We start from the raw sequence: 18961 nt of genomic DNA on the forward strand, positions 1-18961 counted from the left end.
GCAGCCCGCGTTACGCGAGCATCTGGCAATCGCCGCAGATCGACACCGCCTGCCCCGAGATGGTCCGCCCGCGCGGGCTGGCGAGGAACAGGATCTGGTCGGCGATCTGCTGCGGCTCGACGTATTCCTTGAGCGAGGTATAGGAAAACGCCGCCGCTTCGACCTCGTCGAAGCTTTTGCCAAGCCGCTGCGCCTTGGCCTCCAGAACCCGTCGCTGGCGGTCACCGGCGACAATGCCCGGCAGGATCGCATTTGCCCGGATCCCGCTGCCGCCCAGTTCGATCGACAGCGACTTGGTAAAGCCGATCACCCCCCATTTCGCCGCCGCATAGGGCGTCCGCAGCGCAAAGCCGACGCGCCCGGCCATGGACGACAGGTTGATGATCGAGGCATTGCCGCTTTCGCGCAGCGCCGGGACCGCGTGCCGCACGCAGTGGAACTGCGAACTGAGACAGACCGTCAGGCAACGCTCCCATTCCGCCGGATCGATCTCCTCCACCGGCCCCGTCGGCCCGGCGATCCCGGCGTTGTTGACCAGCACGTCGAGACCGCCAAGCTCGGCGATGGCCGCCTGCATGAAGCTCTCGATCTGCGCCGGGTCCGAGACGTCGCAGCGCTGGCGCCAGACCTCCTCCGGCAGCGCGGCAAGCGCCGCCTCGTCGATGTCGCAGGTGGCCACACGCGCGCCTTCGGCCAGAAACCCCTCGACGATGGCCCGCCCAATACCCTGCGCGCCCGCGGTCACGATGACCCGCGCGCCTTCAAGTTCCAAATTCACGGTAACAACCTCCTCCTGCTGTCTTCCAATTCCTCCTCCGCGCGCGCCCGGATCAGTTCCGAGGCCACGCGAATGTCTTCGGTCACCGCCAGCGCCGCCTCCTCGGCGTCGCGCGCCTCCAGCGCCTCGCACAGCTGCCGGTGGTGGCTGCGCGAATGGTGCGTGCGCGAGCGCGTCATCTCCTCTTCCAGCGGCAGGCTGCTCACCCCGATGTCGTAGTTGATGATCGGCCCGGCCTTGAGCCAGAGCATGCGGATCACATCCATAAGCACCGGCGATCCCGCCGCGCGATACAGCGCGAAATGCAGGTCCTTGTTGGCCGCCACCGGCTCGGCGGTGCCATAGGCGCTGTCGAGCAGATCCTCGAACCGCGCCGCCAGCGCCAGAATCTCTTCGATCTGCTCGGGCGAGGCGCGCTCTGCCGCCAGCCGCGCCGCCTGCCCTTCGGTGAGCATGCGCATCTCGGTCAGATCCTCGAACTCCGCGGCACTGATCAGCGGCACCTGCACCGCGCGCTTCGGCTCGACCAGCAGCGCGCCACTGGCGGCCAACCGACTCACCGCCTCGCGCACCGGCATCATCGACACATCCAGCCGCTCGGCCAGATCGCGCAGCGAAATGCGATCGCGCGGCTTGAGTTGACCCGAAAGCAGCATCTCGCACAGCGTTTCATGCACCTGATCGGCCAAGGTGCGCGGCCGTTGCTGCGGCGGATTCTCTGAAATTTGCCCCATGTCCCCTAACTCCCCGTTGACTCTTACCAAGCCCTTCTGCAACTGTGATCTCAGATCACACCAGAACGGACAAGACCGCAACAGTAGATCGCGTGGCAAGGGAGGAAAGACTGCCGCACGAACTCGGGTCACCAGAATCTGGTGTGATCTCTTCAAAGACGCGCGGGAGAGGACATTGCCGCACCCTTACGCGGACTTGAGGCACATCCAGATTTGGCCGGACGCCGCAAGGTGATCATCACTTGCGCCGCGACTGGCACGGAGGCTTTGGCCTTCCGACACCGCCCGCATGGCACACCCCAAGGGAGCCTGTTTCTCCCAGCCTGCCCCCGTCGCCCCTCACAGCGCCGGGGGCTTCTTTTGTCTGGGGCAAGAGCCGGGCGAGCGCCTGCCCGGAACAAGGCCGAAGGCCGCCGGGCCAGCGCCGGCCCGTCCCCACGGGCTGGCGCTTTGCCACCTTGCACGGCGTTCGGAAGTCACGCGGATTTGCCAGGGATAAAGCGCAGACCTCAACCGTTGCGGCGCCAACCCACGGGCCAGCACCGACCCGGCTATCACCTCGCCCTACCCCTCACGGCTTCCTGAACAGCCGCGTCAGTTCGAACAACTCGTCCAGCCGCTCGAACCGCTCGCGCGCATCGGGCCAGCGCTCTTCCTGCGCCGCGGCGACCAGCGCCTCGACCAGCGACAGCGTGGAAATGTTGGAATCCCATGCCGAGGGAATCTCGACCCAGCAATTGAACGCGTGATCGGCAACGCTGGAGATCGGGCTCGCCCATTGATCGGTGATCAGGATCACCTGCATGCCGCGCGCCCGCGCGATCTCGGCCAGCCGCAGAAGGTTCTCTTCATAGCGGCGGATGTCGAAGATCAGCAGCGTGTCGCCCTCGGTCATGTCCAGCACATAGTGCGGCCATGTGGCGGAAGAGGAGGTCAGATGCGTCACCCGCGCGCGGATCGCCTGAAAGTGGGTGAAGGCATATTCCGCCAGCGACCGGGTGATCCGCCCGCCAACCACGTAGAGCCGCCCCTCGGTCGAGGCCAGCCGCTTGGCCGCCGCATCGAACTGGGCGGCATCGATATTGGCGAAGGTCTGGCGCAGGTTCTGCGTCACCGCCTCGGCAAACCGGTTGAGCAGATGCGACTCGGGCGCCTCCGAGGCCCAGACCGCGCGGCGCGCCTCGGGGCCCGAGACCTTGGCCTGCAATTCCGACAGCAGCGCCGCATGGAAGGCCGGATAGCCCTTGAACCCCAGCTTCTGCACCATCCGCGCCACCGTCGGCGTCGAGACCCCGGCATTGGATGCCGCAGCGGTGATCGAGGCGATTCCCGCGCCGGGATAATCGTCGAGCAAGGCCTGCGCGAACTTGCGCTCCGAGTTGGTCAGATGCGCGTAATGCTCACGAATGAGCTGGCGCACGGTGCCTGTCGGGCTGGTCAACGGCGGCTCCTCTTCGTCTGAGGTCCAAAATTTGAGCAGATATTCTTGGCACTTCACGCCCCCCCGGTGTTGCGGGAACCCGCTCTGAAAAAATATTGACGCATTACAAGCCTCGTGGAAAGGTTTTTCCAAACACGAGGGGGACAGCCGTGCAGCAAGAGGACGCGACCGCATTCGAGGTACGCAGGGCCATGGGAAAAGGCCCGGCCCTGTTCCTGTGCGAACACGCCTCCAACGCCATTCCCGCACGCTACGACGGGCTCGGCCTTTCCGAAGCCGCCCGGCAGAGCCACGCCGCATGGGACCCGGGCGCGCTCGCGCTTGCCGAGCGGATGGCCGAGGCGCTGGATGCGCCGCTGGTGGCAGGCGCGGTCTCGCGGCTGGTCTATGATCTCAACCGCCCGCCCGAGGTGCCCTCGGCAATGCCCGAAAAGACCGAGACCGTCGATGTGCCGGGCAACCGCGCGCTCGACGAGGCGGCCCGCGCGCAGCGTGCCCGCGACATCTACGATCCGTTCTGCGCCGCCGTGACCGGCGCCGTGGTCACCCGCAAGACGCTGGGCACGCCCTTTGCCCTTGTCACCGTGCACAGCTTCACGCCCACATGGTTCGGCATCCAGCGCGAGGTCGAGATCGGCATCCTGCATGACGAAGACAGCCGTCTCGCCGATTACATGCTCGAAGAAGCGACCCGCCTGCCCGGTCGCCGCATCGCCCGAAACGATCCCTATGGCCCCGAGGACGGGGTGACCCATTCGCTGAAACTGCACGGCATGGGGAATGATCTGCCGAACGTGATGATCGAGGTCCGCAACGACCTGCTGGCCGATGAGACCGGCATTGAGACCATCGCCGGCGAACTGCTGACCCTGCTGCGCCCAGCGCTGGCGGGGCTTGGACTTACGGAGACGAACAATGCCTGAGGCCATGGTCTCTTATGTCCGCATCATCGACCGGATGAACCGCCTTATCGGGCGGTTCGCCATGTATCTAATCTTTGTGCTGATCGGCGTGCTGCTCTGGTCGTCGGTGTCGAAGACCTTCTTCACCCCCACGCTTTGGACGCTGGAGACCGCGCAGTTCATCATGGTCGCCTATTACGTGCTGGGCGGGCCCTATTCGATCCAGATGGGCTCGAACGTGCGGATGGACTTCTTCTATGGCGACTGGTCGCCGCGCCGCAAGGCGATGGTCGATGTGATCACCATCTGGTTCCTGCTGTTCTACCTCGGCGTGCTGCTCTGGGGAGCGATCAGTTCCACCGCCTATAGCTTTGGCTATTTCGGCACCGAGCCGTTCAAGTTCTTCGGCCAGCTGATCTGGGCCTTCGTCACCGGCGGGCCGGACGCGGCGGGAGAGCTCATGGGCTATCTCGAGCGCAGCCCGAGCGCGTGGCGTCCCTACGTCTGGCCGGTGAAAGTCATCCTGTGCTTCGGGGTCACGCTGATGATCCTGCAATGCGTCGCCGAGTTCTTCCGCGACATCGCCCGCATCCGCGGAGAGGAAATCTGATGTCGCAAGACCTGATCGCTATTGTCATGTTCTCGGGCATGCTGGGCCTTCTGCTGACCGGCCAGCGCGTGTTCGGCGCCATCGGCTTTGTCGCCGTGCTGGCGGCGCTGTTCCTCTGGGGGGATCGTGGCGGCTTTGATCTGGGCTTTGCCGCCTCGATCAAGCTGATGAAATGGTATCCGCTGCTGACGCTGCCGATGTTCATCTTCATGGGCTATGTGCTGTCGGAATCGAAGATCGCCGATGACCTCTACAAGATGTTCCACGTCTGGATGGGCGGGCTGCCCGGCGGTCTGGCGGTGGGCACCATCGGGCTGATGGTGCTGATCTCGGCGATGAACGGCCTTTCCGTGGCGGGCATGGCCATCGGCGCCACCATCGCCCTGCCCGAACTTCTGAAACGCGGCTACGACAAGCGCATGGTCACCGGGGTGATCCAAGCCGGGTCAAGTCTGGGCATCCTCGTGCCGCCCTCTGTGGTGCTGGTGCTCTACGCGATGATCGCGCGCCAGCCGGTGGGGCAACTGTGGCTGGCCGGGATCATTCCCGGGCTGGTGATGGCCGCGGGCTTCGTCATCTACATCATCATCCGCTGCCGCCTGAATCCCGCGCTCGGACCGGTGCTGCCCAAAGCAGACCGCGATATCCCCATGTCGGAAAAGCTGCGCCTGCTGAGCGCGGGCCTGCTGCCGCTGATCATCTTCGCGGTGATGATGGTGCCCTTCGTCAACGGTTGGACCTCGCTTGTGGAAAGCTCGGCCATCGGTGCCATCGCCGCCTTCCTCGCCGCGGTGATCAAGGGCCGGATGACCCGCGAGGTCTTCGAGACCTCGGTGCGGCAGACACTGGGCGTGTCGTGCATGTTCATGTGGATCATTCTTGCCGCCCTCGCCTTCGGCGCGGTGTTCGACGGGCTGGGCGCGGTCAACGCCATCGAGACGCTGTTCACCGAAAAGCTGGGCCTCTCGCCGTGGATGATCCTCATCCTGATGCAGCTGAGCTTCATCGTCATGGGCACCTTCCTCGACGACACGGCAATGCTGGTGATCGTGGCGCCTCTCTATGTGCCGCTGGTGGGGGCGCTCGGTTTCGATCTGGTGTGGTACGGTGTGCTTTACACGATCACCTGCCAGATCGCCTATATGACACCGCCCTTCGGCTATAACCTCTTCCTGATGCGCGCCATGGCCCCGCCCGAGATCGGCCTGCGCGACATCTACACCTCGATCATCCCCTTCGTCGGTGTGATGACCGTGGTGCTTGCCATCATCATGATCTTCCCCGAGCTCGCCCTTTGGCTGCCGGACCTGGTTTACGACAAGTAAAAAAGAGACCCCCGCAAAGAGGGGCGCATACTTCAACCATCCAACAGGAGAGACAAGATGACCCTGACACGACGCAAGATCCTTAGCGGGGCCGCCCTCGCCGCTCCGGCGGCGCTGGCCGCGCCCTCCATCGGCCGCGCACAGGAACCGATCAAATGGCGCTTCCAGACCTACGCGGGCGCCGCCCTCGGCGAACAAGTGACCAAGCCGATCATCGACTACATCAACACCGCCGCACAGGGCGAGCTGGAGATCGAGCTCTACTACGCCGACCAGATCGTGCCCACCGGCGAGCTGTTCCAGGCGCTGCAGCGCGGCACCATCGACGCCGTGCACTCGGATGACGACTCCATGGCCTCGCCGACCCCGATGCGCGTCTTCGGCGGCTACTTCCCCTTTGCCACCAAGCACATCCTCGACGTGCCGGTGCTTTTCGAGCAGTACGGCCTCGCCGACATCTGGCGCGCCGAGTACGAGAAGGTCGGCGTCACGTGGCTCTCGGCCGCCGGTCAGGACCCGTGTAACTTCAACACCAAGAAAGAGATCACCAGCCTTGCCGATCTCGACGGGCTGAAGCTCTACACCTTCCCCACCGCTGGCCGCTTCCTGAGCCAGTTCGGCGTGGTGCCGGTGAACATCCCCTATGAGGATGCCGAAGTTGCCGTGCAGACCGGCGAGCTTGACGGCATGGCGTGGTCGGGCATCACCGAAGACTACACCGTGGGCTGGGCGGAAGTGACCGACTACTTCCTCACCAACAACATCTCTGGCGCGTGGATCGGTTCGATCTTCGTTAACCAGCAGCGTTGGGCCGACCTGCCCGAGCACCTCAAGACGCTGGTGATGTCCGCGATCAAGGCCGCCGACACCTACCGCAACCAGTGGTACTGGGGCGGCGAAGCCAAGCTGCGCGCCACCGGCGACAAGCTGCAGCTGCGCTCGGTGCCGCCGGAGGAATGGGCCGAGGTCGAGAACGCCGCCAAGGAGTTCTGGAAAGAGATCGCGCAGGAAGGCGAAGTGCACGCCAAGGTCGTGTCGATCTTCGAAGAGTACAACGGCGTGATCAACCAAGCGGGCCCGCCCTACACCTTCTGATCCACTTCCCTTACGACACCCGGCCTCCGCGCATCTTGCGCGGGGGCCAGCTCTGTAGAACCAAGAGACGACGATGCCGCGATGCCGTCGCGGCCTGCCCAGCAAGGAGCCCCGGAATGGCTGCCCCAATGACTCTCGACCAACTCAAGGATGCCGCCAAGAGCGGTGAGATCGACACCGTGCTTGCCTGCATCATCGACATGCAGGGCCGTCTGCAGGGCAAGCGGTTCCACATCTCGAATTTCCTCGAGCAGGCGATCAACGAGACCCATTGCTGCAACTACCTGCTGGCGACAGACCTCGTGATGAGCACCCCCGAAGGCTTTGCTTCGACAAGCTGGGCCTCGGGCTACGGCGACTATGTGATGAAGCCCGATCTCGCGACGCTGCGCCCCGTGCCGTGGCTCGAGGGCACCGCGATGATCCTGTGCGACGTGATGGATCACCACACCCACGCCCCGGCCTTCGAGTCGCCGCGCCAGATCCTGCAGGCGCAGATCGCCCGCGCCGAGGCCATGGGCCTCACTCCGATGATGGCGACCGAGCTGGAGTTCTTCCTCTACGCTCGCTCCTTCGACGAGATTCGCCACAGCGGTTGGCGCGATCTCGAGACGCTCTCGCCCTACAATCAGGATTATTCCATCCAGCTCACCAGCCGCGAGGAATACGTGCTGCGGCCGATCCGCAACCATCTCTATGCCATGGGCGTGCCGGTGGAATGCACCAAGGGCGAGGCCGAGACCGGGCAGGAAGAGCTCAACATCCGCTATGCCGACGCGCTGGCCTGCGCCGATCACCACGCGCTGGCCAAACACGCGGTCAAAGAGATCGCCCACCAGCACGGCCATGCCGCGACCTTCATGTCGAAGTGGCAGGCCGACAAGGTCGGCAGCGCCGCGCATATCCACCAGTCGCTGTTCGCGGGCGATGACAACGCCTTCTACGACAAGGACGGCGCGCATGGCATGTCGCAGACCATGAAGCATTACGTCGCGGGCCTGCTGAAATACGCGCCCGACGTGACGCTGTTCATGGCGCCCTATATCAACAGCTACAAACGCTTTGCGCCCGGCACCTTCGCCCCCACCAAGACCGCGTGGAGCATCGACAACCGCACCGCCGGGTTCCGCCTCGTCGGCGAGGACAGCAAGGGCGTGCGCATCGAATGCCGCATCCCCGGCTCGGACATGAACCCCTATCTCGCCTGCGCCGCGCAGCTGGCGGCGGGCCTTGCGGGGATCGAAGAGACGCTCGAACTGCCCGACCCGGCACAGGGCGATATCTACGGCATGGACGATGTGCCCGACGTGCCCAGCACCCTGCGCGCCGCCATCCTCGCCTTTGGCGGCTCGAAGATGATGCGCGACGCCTTCGGTGATAAGGTGGTGGATCACTACGCCCATGCCGCCAACATCGAGCAGCAAGATTTCGACCGCGCCGTCACCGACTACGAGCTGGCGCGCGGCTTCGAGAGAGCGTGAAGAGGACACTATGACAACGCTGAACTGCATTTCCCCCATCGACGGCTCGGTCTTTGCCTCGCGCGAGACCCTTTCGCTGGAGATGGCCCGCGAGGCCGCGGCATCGGCCCGCGCCGCGCAGGCCGCATGGGCTGCCCGCCCGCTGGCCGAGCGTATCGAGCTGGTGATGAAGGGCGTCGCCGAGATCGGCGCGCAGAACGATCAGATCGTCCCCGAACTGGCGCAGATGATGGGCCGCCCGGTCCGCTACGGCGGCGAATTCGGCGGCTTCAACGAGCGCGCCTCGCATATGGCCGAGATCGCCGCAGGCGCATTGGCGGACATCGAGGTTGGCGAGGATGCCACCTTCAAGCGCTACATCAAGCGCGTGCCGCATGGCGTGGTCTTCGTGGTCTCGCCGTGGAACTACCCCTATATGACCGCGATCAACACCGTGGCCCCGGCGCTCATCGCGGGCAACACCGTGGTTCTGAAGGGCGCGACGCAGACGCTGCTCGTGGGCGAGCGGCTTGCCAATGCCTTCCACAAGGCGGGCGTGCCCGAGGCGGTGTTCCAGAACCTCTATCTCGACCATGACACCACCTCGGCCCTCATCGCCGAAGGCGCCTTCAACTTCGTCAACTTCACCGGCTCGGTCGGCGGCGGCAAGGCCATCGAACGCGCTGCGGCGGGCACCTTCACCGGCCTCGGGCTGGAGCTTGGCGGCAAGGATCCGGGCTATGTGATGGAGGATGCGGATGTGGACGCGGCGGTCGACACGCTGATCGACGGCGCCATGTTCAACTCCGGCCAGTGCTGCTGCGGGATCGAGCGGATCTACGTGCACGAAAGCCTCTTCGACGCCTTCGTCGAGAAGGCCGTGGCGGTAGTCAAAGGCTACAAGCTCGGCAACCCGCTCGACGAGGCGACCACCATCGGCCCGATGGCCAACGTGCGCTTCGCGGATGAGGTGCGCGCGCAGATCAAAGAGGCGCTGGAGATGGGCGCCAAGGCGCATATCGACACCCTCCCCGAGGACGATGGCGGCGCCTATCTGACGCCGCAGATCCTCACCAATGTCACCCACGAGATGCGCGTCATGCGCGACGAGAGCTTCGGCCCGGTCGTGGGCATCATGCCCGTCAAGGACGACGCCGAGGCCATCGCCCTGATGAACGACAGCCCCTTCGGCCTCACCGCCTCGCTCTGGACGCAGGACGTCGAGCGCGCGCAGGCCGTAGGCGATGCCATCGAAACCGGCACCATCTTCATGAACCGCGCCGATTACCTCGATCCGGGCCTCTGCTGGACCGGCTGCAAGCAGACCGGGCGCGGCGGCGGCCTGTCGGTCATCGGCTATCACAACCTCACCCGCCCCAAATCCTACCATCTCAAGAAGGTGACGAAATGAGCCTCACCGCCAATTGGTCCTACCCCACCGCCATCAAGTTCGGCGCGGGCCGCATCGCGGAACTGCCCGCCGCCTGCGCGCAGTCTGGCATCACCAAGCCGCTGCTGGTCACCGACCGCGGCCTTGCTGCCCTGCCGGTCACCGAAAGCACCATCGCGGTGTTGGAAACCGCGGGGCTCGAATGCGGGCTTTTCGCCGACGTCGATCCCAACCCCAACGAGCGCAACCTTGCCGCGGGCGTCGAGGCCTATAACGCGGGCGGCTATGACGGGGTGATCGCCTTCGGCGGCGGCTCCGGCCTCGACCTTGGCAAATGCGTGGCCTTCATGGCCGGGCAAAGCCGCCCGGTCTGGGATTTCGAGGATATCGGCGACTGGTGGACCCGCGCCGACGCCGCCGCCATCGCCCCCATCGTCGCCGTGCCGACCACCGCGGGCACCGGCTCAGAGGTCGGGCGCGCGGGCGTGCTGACCAACTCCGAAACCCATGAGAAGAAGATCATCTTCCACCCCAAGATGCTTCCCGCCGTGGTGATCTGCGATCCCGAGCTGACCGTCGGCATGCCCAAGGCGATCACCGCCGGCACCGGGCTCGACGCTTTTGCTCATTGCGTCGAGGCCTTCTCCTCGCCGCACTACCATCCCATGTCGCAGGGCATCGCGCTCGAGGGCATGCGGCTGGTGATCGACTACCTGCCCCGCGCCTATGCCGATGGCACCGACATCGAGGCGCGCGCGCAGATGATGAGTGCCGCCGCCATGGGGGCCACCGCCTTCCAGAAGGGCCTCGGCGCGATCCACGCCATGAGCCATCCCATCGGCGCGCATTTCGGCACTCACCACGGCACCACCAACGCGGTCTGCATGCCTGCCGTGCTGAAGTTCAACGCGGATGCGATCCGCGAGCGCTTCGACAAGGCGGCGGGCTATCTCGGCATCGAGGGTGGCTTTGACGGGTTCTGCGCCTTCGTGGACGAACTTAACGACAGCCTCGGCGTGCCCAAGGGGCTGACCGCGCTCGGCGTGACCGAAGCGTCGATCCCCGAGCTGGTGAAAGGCGCGATCAAGGATCCCTCCTGCGGCGGCAACCCGATCGAGCTGACCGAAGAGAACCTCGAGGCGCTGTTCCGCGCGGCGATGTGACCGGGCTAAGTGACCGGGCTTATCTGAACTCCAAGGGCCGGGGCGAAAGCTCCGGCTCTTTGCGTTTCAAGAGGGCGCATCTGGCCCGGAATCAAGGCGAAGCCGCCGGGCAAGCGCCTGCCCGTCCCGGCGGGCTGGCGCTTTTGCAACGAAGGACGGCGTTCGGACGCTTCACGGACTTGGCCGGTATAAACCCAAGACCTCAAGCGCAGCAGCGCCACCCCACGGGCAGGCGCTCGCCCGCCTCCGCATCGGTCCCACACGCGCCATAGCCCCCCTTGCACAAGCTGCCGCAACGGCGCCTTATGGCGCGCGATGACATCACCGCCCCCAAGGGTGGCGTACACGGGCGCAGGGAGCCGAAGATGAAGAAGACGGTGGCAGTGATCGGTGCGGGAATTGTCGGCGTCAGCACGGCGATTGCGTTGCTGCGCGACGGCCACGAGGTTGTGCTGATCGACCGCGAGGGCCCGGCCACGGGCACCAGCCACGGCAATGGCGGCGTGCTGGCGGCGGCGGCGGTGCTGCCGGTGCCCGGCCCCGGTCTCTGGGCCAAAGCCCCGAAAATGCTGCTCGATCCCGACCAGCCGCTGTTCCTGCGCTGGCCTTACCTGCCGAAGCTGCTGCCATGGCTGCGCCGCTACATGGGCGAGGCAAGCGCCGAGGCCGCGCTGCGCCGCGCCCATGCCATCGCGCCCCTCATCGGCGACAGCCTTGCCGACCACCAAGCGCTCGCCACGGGCACCCCCGCCGAGAAATGGCTGGTCCCGGGCGATTACGTCTACGCCTACCCCGACCGCGCCGCTTTCGAAGCCGACGCCTTCACCTGGCAGACCAAAAGCGCGCTCGGCTTTGCCCATGAGGTGCTCGAGAACGGCGCCTTCCAGCGCTACGACCCGGCGATGAGCGAAAGCTTCGCGCTGGGTGTGCGCCAGCCGGATCATGGCCGCATCACCGACCCGGGCGCCTATGTGAAGGCGCTGGCGGCCCATGCCCAAAGCCTCGGCGCGCGGCTGGTGATCGGTGAAGTGACGGATTTCGCTGAAGAGAACGGCGCACTGACCGGCCTGCGCATCGGCGGCGAGACCCTGCCCTGCGACGCCGCCGTCATCACCACCGGCGTCTGGTCCGGCCCGCTGGCCAAGCGTCTGGGCGTCGCGGCCCCGTTGGAAAGCGAGCGCGGCTATCACCTCGAACTCTACGAGCCCTCGATGATGCCCCGCGCCCCGGTGATGTTCGCCGCGCAGAAATTCGTCGCCACCCCGATGGAGGGCCGCTTGCGGCTGGCGGGCATCGTCGAGTTTGGCGGGCTCGACGCGCCGCCCTCGAAGGCGCCCTTCGAGCTGCTGCGCCGCTGCATCGCCAAGGCGATGCCCGAGCTGACGTGGAAGCATGAGGTCGAATGGATGGGCCACCGCCCCTCGGTCTCGGACTCGCTGCCGCTGATCGGCGCGGCGCCGGGCCTCAGGGGCGCGTTCTTTGGCTTCGGGCATGACCATGTGGGGCTGACCGCCGGACCCAAGACCGGCCGCCTGCTGGCGCAACTGGTCGGCGCGCAGCGGCCCAATATCGACATCGCGCCCTTCTCGCCGGACCGTTTCGCGTGAGCCCACTGCCCTTTCTTGCCCGTCACGCGCGCTGGCTGATGCTGATCGGTCTGGCTTTCGGCATCGCCGTGCCGGAAATCGCGCATCTTGTGCGGCCTTGGCTGTCGGAACTGGTGGCGGTGATGCTCTTCACCGCCGCCCTGCGCATCGGCCCGCGCGCGGCGCTTGGCGCGGCGCGGCATCTGCGCGGCAACCTCGGCGCCACGCTCGCATTCCAGCTGATCGCGCCGCTGGCGCTGGTGGCGCTTATGGCGCCCTTCGGCCTGCTGGACAGCCCCGCCGCGCTGTCGGTGATCCTGATGCTCGCCGCCGCGCCGCTTGCCAGCAGCCCCAATCTGACGCTGATGGTCGGCGGTGATCCCGGCCCGGCGCTGCGGCTGCTGATCTTGGGAATGCTGGTGCTGCCGCTGACCACGCTGCCGGTCTTCGCCCTGCTGCCCGCCCTCGGCGGCGCGACGGGCATCCTCGGTACGGCGCTGAAACTGCTGGTGGTGATCCTGCTGGCCACCGGCATCGCCTTCGCCCTGCGTCCGTGGCTGCTGCCCGATCCCGGCCCCCGCGCCTTGGCACAGCTTGACGGGGCCTCGGCGCTGCTGATGACGGTGATCGTGCTGGCGCTGACCTCGGAAATCCGGCCCGCTCTGCTGGAGCGGCCCGGCGAGTTGCTGGCATGGCTGGCGCTAGCCTTCGTCGCCAACCTCGGGCCGCAGGTGCTGGTGGGCTGGGCGCTCGCCCGCACGGGCCGGCGCGAAGGGCTCGAGGCGCTGGCGATGATCGCCGGCAACCGCAACATCGGGCTGTTCCTCGTTGCCCTGCCCACCGGCGTCACCGACCCGCTGCTGCTGTTCATCGGCTGCTATCAGGTGCCGATGTTCCTGACGCCACTGCTGATGGCACCGCTCTACCGCCGCTTCGCCCGCATCGCGGCAACCCGCGCAGGGCTTGGCATCGCCGGTGAGCGCGGTATCACGGGCGCAGGAAACGGAGACCGCAATGCCCCAGACTGCAATTCCCCTGTCCGACATGCCGCTCAATGCCGCCGATGACGGTTTTGCCGAAACCCTGAGCCGCGCGCTGCCCAAAGACACGCTGCGCCGCGCCGAGCCGTGCTACCTCGAAGAGCCGCGCGGGCGCTGGCAGGGGGTGTCGCGCTGGGTGGCGCTGCCGCGCACCGTCGAAGAGGTCTCGACCATCGTCCGCGCCTGCAACGCGGCGCGCGTCGGCGTGCTTCCCTATGGCGGCGGCACCGGGTTGGTGGGCGGGCAGATCGCCCCCGATGGCCCCGCGCCGCTGCTGATCTCGCTGGAGCGCATGTCGGCGGTGCGCGCCGTCTATCCGCAGGAAAACGTGCTGGTCGCCGAGGCGGGCGCGGTGCTGGCCGATGTGCAGAGCGCTGCGCAGGACGCCGGTCGGCTGTTCCCGCTCTCGCTCGCCTCAGAGGGCACCGCGCGCATCGGCGGGCTGCTCTCGACCAATGCCGGCGGGCTCAACGTGCTCCGCTACGGCAACGCCCGCGAGCAGGTGCTGGGGCTGGAGGCGGTGCTGCCCGACGGATCGATCTGGCACGGGTTGAAGCGGCTGCGCAAGGACAACACTGGATACGATCTGCGCGGGCTGCTGGTCGGCGCCGAGGGCACGCTGGGGGTGATCACCGCCGCCGCGCTGAAAGTATCTCCGATCCCCGCCAGCACCGGCACCGCGCTGCTGGCCGTCGAGAGCCCCGCCGCCGCGCTGGACCTGCTGGCCTTGGCCCGCCAGCAGCTTGGCGAGATGGTCAGCGCGTTTGAACTGATCGGGCGTATGAGCTTCGATTTCCTCGCCGAGGCCCTGCCGGGCCTGCGCCAGCCGTGGCCCGAGGCTCCGGCGTGGTGCGTTCTCGTCGATCTTGGGCTGGCGCAGGGCATGAACCCCGAGACGGCGCTCGAGACGCTCTTTGCCGCCGGGATGGAGGCGGGGCTGGTAAGCGACGGGCTGGTCGCCCAGTCGCAGGCGCAGGCGCAGCAGTTCTGGGACATCCGCGAGCGCATCCCCGAGGCCAACCGCCATATCGGCGCGATCGCCAGCCATGACGTCTCGCTGCCGCTGAGCGCCCTGCCCGAGTTCATCGAGACCGGGCTGGACCGGCTGGCGCGGCTTGGCGATTTTCGGGTCAACTGCTTTGGCCATCTCGGCGACGGCAACCTGCATTACAACGTCTTCCCACCGAAGGGCCGCAAGAAGCAGGAGTATGAAAGCCAGCGCGCCGACGTGCAGCGCTGCGTGCATGATCTGGTGCATGAGATGGGCGGCTCGGTCAGCGCCGAGCATGGCATCGGGCGGCTGAAGGTGCCCGATCTGGAGCGGTACTCCGACCCCGCGAAACTGGCGGCGATGCGGACGATCAAGGCCGCGCTCGACCCTGCGGGCATCATGAACCCCGGCGCCGTGCTGCGGGCTTAATACGGCGCCTCAAAGCAGGGGCGGCACAGCGCCGCCCCCGTCATGCGCGCCGCCTCATCCCGGCGATTTGTAGCTCTGCGCCGCCTTCCCGGCCTTCTTCTGCATGTCCATGAGTTCTTCGGCGGAAAACGCCCGGACGGTCTGGATGTTGCTCACCATCCCCGAGGCTCCGACCCCCATCAGGCTGGCCAAAAGATCGTGCACGTCGGACACGTCGACGATCACCATCCAGTCGGTCGCGCCGGTGGTGGCGTAATAGGCGAGCATCTTGCCGCCCGTGGCCTCGACCACCGAACGTGCGCCCTCGGCGCGGTCGCTGGGCTCGGCGATCATGCCTTTCAAGGCCGCCGCCGTGTAGCACCCTGTCACTATGAATGTTGGCATAACGACTCCTCCGGGGAAGGACCCGCGGGTCGTCCTTATGCACTATGCAGACCGGTCCGGCCCGCATCCTCCCTGCCTTGGTTATACCACAGTTGCGCGTCCGGCGACATCAGCGCCGCGGCACCGCCCACCCCAGAGCGCCCCGCAGGTCAGCCGCAGCTGCGGCTTCCGCTGCGCGCCGCACGTTGCGCACGGATGCTGTCGAGCGCGTCTTCGACCTGCGTGCCCGACTGCACCGCCTCCTCAGCGGTCACATCGTCGCGCGCGTTGCGCTCACGCAGCACGCTCGCCGCATCCATGGTCCGCCCGGCATTGCGGAGCAAGATCACCCGCTGCAACTCGCTGGCGCTGGTGCTGCCGCCGCGCGCCGCCTCGGTACTGGCGAGCGTGGCCAAGGCCTCGTCATGGCGGCAGGCGATGGCAAGCTCGGTGGAGGCATCAAAGCTCTGAGGCTGCGCCACCACCGCGGGATCGGTGCAGGCCGCAAGCAGGATCGGAAGGGCAAGCACGGCCCCTTTCAGGCCGGTCACCCCGGAGGTCAGGCGCGAAAACATGGTCTTTATCCTCGTTACTCGGGGCCCGGCCGGAACACCCGCAATGCAGTTCTCAACATCACCGGGCACAAGGCAAGCGCGCGCGCCGGGACGGGTCTATTGCGGCCCGAAGACGTCGTAAGAGACCGTCTCGCGCGCCGTCTCGATTGTGGCGCTCAGCGCCAGACGCTCTTTTTCAGAACCGGGCTGCACCAAAATCACGAAGAGCGCGCCAAACAGACCCAGCCCGCCCAGCAGCTCGTATTTCATCGACAGCATCGGCTCCGCCTCATCTCTTGCCCGGGGCCTGCCTTGGTCAAACTGGCCCGATCAAACTGGCCAGATTATGTCGGCCAGTCCACCTCGGCAGAAATGCTGCGCGGGAAGCACGCTCAAATCAAGACCGCGCTCCGTGCAGAGGCAAGCTAGGCCGGAAACCGCGAGCGGCAACGCCGTGCACCGGCCAGACAAGTCCCGTGCACAGGCGGCGCCCCAGAGGCGGGCAGCGGGTCAGTCCCACCAAGGGCCGTGATGCGCGTCCTGTCCGTCAACCCAGTCAAACCCGTGACGCCCGAAGAAATCGCGCTGCGCCTGAATCAGTGCTGCCGTGCCGCGCGGCTGTCGCAGCGTGTCCCAGAAGGCCAGCGCAGAGGAGAGAACCGGCAGCGGATAGCCCGCCGCGATCCCCTGCGATACCAGCCGCCGCAGCGCCGGGATGCCCGCCTCGAAGACCTCGGCAAAGCGCGGAGCGAGGAAAAGCTGCCCCTCGGGCGCGCCGTCGCGGAAGGCGCTGGCGATATCGTCCAGCAGCCGAGCCCGAATGATGCAGCCCGCGCGCCAGATCTCGGCGATACGGGCAAAATCAAGTTGCCAGTCATAGTCTTCCGAGGCCGCCGCCAGAATCCGAAAGCCCTGCGCATACTCAAGGATACGCGCCGCCAGCAGCGCCGATTCCAGATCGTCAGGCTCGGGCGCAAACGCCTCGCGGTCGCTGCCGAGCGCCGCCCCGGCCAGCTCGCGCAGCGGCTTTTCCGCCGACCACGCCCGCGCCGCCACCGCGCCCTCGATCATCGTCGCCGACTGGCCGAGCTTGACCGCCTCGATCGCCGTCCAGCGCCCGGTGCCCTTCTGTCCGGCGCGGTCGAGGATGGCATCCACCACCGGCCCGGCGCCCAGCGCATCCTCATAGCTCAGCACCGTGCCGGTGATCTCGAAGAGGTAGCTTTCCAGCGGCCCTTCGTTCCAGCGGGTGAACTGCGCGCCGATCTGCGCCGGCGAGAGTCCCGCGCCATTGCGCAGCAGGTCATAGACCTCGGCGATCATCTGCATGTCGGCATATTCGATGCCATTGTGCACCGTCTTGACGAAATGCCCGGCGCCATCGGGACCCATGCGGTCGACGCAGTGCGCGCCTTCGAAACGGGCGGCGATCTTCGACAGGATCGGCTGCAGCCCCTGCCAGCTGTCCATCGCGCCACCGAACATCATCGACGGGCCATGCCGCGCCCCATCCTCGCCGCCCGAGACGCCAAGGCCGACGAAATGCAGCCCATGCTCGGCCAGCTGCGCGGCGCGGGCGCGGGTCGCGTGGAAATCGGCATTGCCCGCGTCGATCACCGTGTCGCCCGCCGCCAGCAGCGGAATCACATGGGTCAGAAACTCGTCCATCGGCGCGGTCGAGGGGATCATCGCCAAAAGCAGCCGCGGCTTCGGCAGCGCCTCGATAAGCTGCTCGAGCGTGTCCAGCGCCTGCACCTGCGCCGCGAAGGGCTCGGCACGTTTCAGAAATGCCGCGATGGGATCCGCGCTGCGGTTCGAGACGGCGATGGAAATTCCATTGTCGGCCATGTTGAGCGCCAGCGCGGCCCCCATCGTGCCCAATCCGTAAATGCCGATCTGCGGGTCTGCCATGGAAGCCTCCTATGCGTTCTGCGCGAAAGGTAGCGATAACAGCCGCCATGACAAGCGCCCGCCCGGTGCCGCCGATGCACATGGGCTGTGCATGGCTTGTGCATGGCTTTTGCCCCCCGCAAAAACCAAAAAAGCCGGGCGCTGCCACCCGGCTTCTTCTCTTTCAAAATACGCCGGGGGAGACCGCCGTCAGGCGGGCGGGGGCAGAGCCCCCTCACCCAAGCATACGGCCCGAGCAAACGGCCCAGGCCCGATATCAGCCGCCGAGGCACCAGCGCATAATCGCCTTTTGCGCATGCAGACGGTTCTCGGCCTCGTCCCAGATCACCGACTGCGGACCGTCCATGACCTCCGAGGTCACTTCCTCGCCGCGGTGCGCGGGCAGGCAATGCATGAAGAGCGCGTCCTTGCCCGCGGCCTCCATCAGCTTTTCGTTCACCTGATAGGGCCGCAGCATATTGTGACGCCGCTCGCGGGCGCTTTGCGCGTCATGCATCGACACCCAAGTGTCCGAGACCACCAGATCGGCCCCCTCGACGGCCTTGAACGGATCGCGCTCGATGGTCACCGTGGCGCCTTCGTTGCGCGCCAGCCCAACGAATTCCATCTCGGGATCAAGCTGCACCGGGCCGGTGAAGGTCAAATCGAAGCCAAAGCGCCCGGCGGCATGCAGGAAGGAGGCGCAGACGTTGTTGCCGTCGCCGCACCACACCACCTTCTTGCCCTTGATCGGGCCGCGGTGCTCTTCGAAGGTGAGGATATCGGCCATGATCTGGCACGGATGGGTGCGGTCGGTCAGACCGTTGATCACCGGCACGGTGGCAAACTCGGCCATCTCGGTCAGCACCGCCTCGTCGAAGGTGCGGATCATGATCATGTCGACGAAGCGCGACAGCACCCGGGCGGTGTCGGCGATGGTCTCGCCATGACCCAGCTGCATGTCGCTGCCCGAGAGCACCATGCTCTGCCCGCCCATCTGCCGCACGCCCACGTCAAAGGAGACGCGGGTCCGGGTCGAGGGCTTCTCGAAGATCAGTGCCACCATGCGCCCGTCGAGCGGGGTTTCGTCGTCGGCCATGGCCTTGGGGCGACCGTTGCGGCTGTCCTTGATGGCTTTGGCGCTGTCGATGATCGACCGCAGGTCCGCCGGGTCGGTTTTATGGATGTCGAGAAAATGGTTCATCTGTCG

The 18961-nt window shown here is 66.5% G+C and carries 18 protein-coding genes; 10 read left to right on the plus strand and 8 right to left on the minus strand.

Going from position 1 to position 18961, the window contains the following annotated elements; all coding sequences use genetic code 11:
* Positions 1 to 10: 10 nt before the first annotated feature.
* From AYJ57_RS15380 to AYJ57_RS15390, 3 genes are all read right to left on the minus strand, one after another.
* Positions 11 to 778 carry an SDR family oxidoreductase gene (locus tag AYJ57_RS15380; protein ID WP_066107863.1) on the minus strand — a complete coding sequence of 256 codons (768 nt, stop codon included), beginning with the start codon at positions 776 to 778 and terminating at the stop codon, positions 11 to 13.
* A complete protein-coding gene (locus tag AYJ57_RS15385) occupies positions 775 to 1512 on the minus strand; it encodes a GntR family transcriptional regulator (RefSeq protein ID WP_066107866.1) in 738 nt (245 codons plus the stop codon). The genes AYJ57_RS15380 and AYJ57_RS15385 overlap by 4 nt, the downstream gene beginning before the upstream one ends.
* Positions 1513 to 2083: 571 nt before the next feature.
* A complete protein-coding gene (locus AYJ57_RS15390; RefSeq protein WP_066107869.1) occupies positions 2084 to 2953 on the minus strand; it encodes a MurR/RpiR family transcriptional regulator in 870 nt (289 codons plus the stop codon).
* Between the two features lie 191 nt (positions 2954 to 3144).
* On the opposite strand from AYJ57_RS15390, the gene AYJ57_RS15395 reads away from it, so the two are divergent.
* The 10 genes from AYJ57_RS15395 to AYJ57_RS15440 all read left to right on the plus strand — a co-directional run bounded on the left by AYJ57_RS15395 (position 3145) and on the right by AYJ57_RS15440 (position 14944).
* Complete coding sequence (locus AYJ57_RS15395) at positions 3145 to 3876, plus strand: N-formylglutamate amidohydrolase (RefSeq protein ID WP_083191316.1); 732 nt, start codon at positions 3145 to 3147, stop codon at positions 3874 to 3876.
* Positions 3869 to 4465, plus strand: coding sequence for a TRAP transporter small permease subunit (locus AYJ57_RS15400; protein WP_066107875.1), 597 nt, complete (start codon positions 3869 to 3871; stop codon positions 4463 to 4465). The genes AYJ57_RS15395 and AYJ57_RS15400 overlap by 8 nt, the downstream gene beginning before the upstream one ends.
* Positions 4465 to 5790, plus strand: a complete 1326-nt coding sequence (locus AYJ57_RS15405; protein WP_066107878.1) for a TRAP transporter large permease — start codon at positions 4465 to 4467, stop codon at positions 5788 to 5790. Before AYJ57_RS15400 ends, AYJ57_RS15405 begins: the two co-directional genes overlap by 1 nt.
* 57 nt (positions 5791 to 5847) lie before the next feature.
* Entirely contained in the window at positions 5848 to 6885 is a 1038-nt protein-coding gene (locus tag AYJ57_RS15410) for a TRAP transporter substrate-binding protein (RefSeq protein WP_066107881.1), read from the plus strand.
* Between the two features lie 116 nt (positions 6886 to 7001).
* Positions 7002 to 8366: a glutamine synthetase family protein gene (locus AYJ57_RS15415; RefSeq protein WP_066107884.1), complete on the plus strand. Its 1365-nt coding sequence runs from the start codon at positions 7002 to 7004 to the stop codon at positions 8364 to 8366.
* 10 nt (positions 8367 to 8376) lie between these two features.
* Complete coding sequence (locus AYJ57_RS15420) at positions 8377 to 9756, plus strand: aldehyde dehydrogenase family protein (protein WP_066107889.1); 1380 nt, start codon at positions 8377 to 8379, stop codon at positions 9754 to 9756.
* Complete coding sequence (locus AYJ57_RS15425) at positions 9753 to 10898, plus strand: iron-containing alcohol dehydrogenase (protein ID WP_066107892.1); 1146 nt, start codon at positions 9753 to 9755, stop codon at positions 10896 to 10898. Before AYJ57_RS15420 ends, AYJ57_RS15425 begins: the two co-directional genes overlap by 4 nt.
* Positions 10899 to 11263: 365 nt before the next feature.
* Positions 11264 to 12505: an NAD(P)/FAD-dependent oxidoreductase gene (locus AYJ57_RS15430; protein ID WP_066107895.1), complete on the plus strand. Its 1242-nt coding sequence runs from the start codon at positions 11264 to 11266 to the stop codon at positions 12503 to 12505.
* A complete protein-coding gene (locus AYJ57_RS15435; protein WP_066107898.1) occupies positions 12502 to 13551 on the plus strand; it encodes a hypothetical protein in 1050 nt (349 codons plus the stop codon). The genes AYJ57_RS15430 and AYJ57_RS15435 overlap by 4 nt, the downstream gene beginning before the upstream one ends.
* A complete protein-coding gene (locus AYJ57_RS15440; RefSeq protein WP_066107901.1) occupies positions 13529 to 14944 on the plus strand; it encodes an FAD-binding oxidoreductase in 1416 nt (471 codons plus the stop codon). Before AYJ57_RS15435 ends, AYJ57_RS15440 begins: the two co-directional genes overlap by 23 nt.
* A gap of 54 nt (positions 14945 to 14998) precedes the next feature.
* On the opposite strand, the gene AYJ57_RS15445 is transcribed toward AYJ57_RS15440, so the two are convergent.
* The 5 genes from AYJ57_RS15445 to argF form a co-directional block, all read right to left on the minus strand.
* Entirely contained in the window at positions 14999 to 15328 is a 330-nt protein-coding gene (locus tag AYJ57_RS15445) for a GYD domain-containing protein (protein WP_066107904.1), read from the minus strand.
* Between the two features lie 149 nt (positions 15329 to 15477).
* Positions 15478 to 15882, minus strand: a complete 405-nt coding sequence (locus AYJ57_RS15450) for a hypothetical protein (RefSeq protein ID WP_066107908.1) — start codon at positions 15880 to 15882, stop codon at positions 15478 to 15480.
* A gap of 96 nt (positions 15883 to 15978) precedes the next feature.
* Positions 15979 to 16140 (minus strand): hypothetical protein, encoded by a 162-nt coding sequence (locus tag AYJ57_RS25920; protein WP_157374199.1) that lies wholly within the window; start codon positions 16138 to 16140, stop codon positions 15979 to 15981.
* 231 nt (positions 16141 to 16371) lie between these two features.
* Positions 16372 to 17772, minus strand: a complete 1401-nt coding sequence (gndA, locus tag AYJ57_RS15455) for an NADP-dependent phosphogluconate dehydrogenase (protein WP_066107910.1) — start codon at positions 17770 to 17772, stop codon at positions 16372 to 16374.
* Between the two features lie 256 nt (positions 17773 to 18028).
* Positions 18029 to 18955: an ornithine carbamoyltransferase gene (argF, locus tag AYJ57_RS15460; protein WP_066107912.1), complete on the minus strand. Its 927-nt coding sequence runs from the start codon at positions 18953 to 18955 to the stop codon at positions 18029 to 18031.
* Positions 18956 to 18961: the final 6 nt, after the last annotated feature.

It is taken from the genome of Salipiger sp. CCB-MM3 (assembly GCF_001687105.1).
In the GTDB taxonomy this organism is placed as follows: domain Bacteria; phylum Pseudomonadota; class Alphaproteobacteria; order Rhodobacterales; family Rhodobacteraceae; genus Salipiger.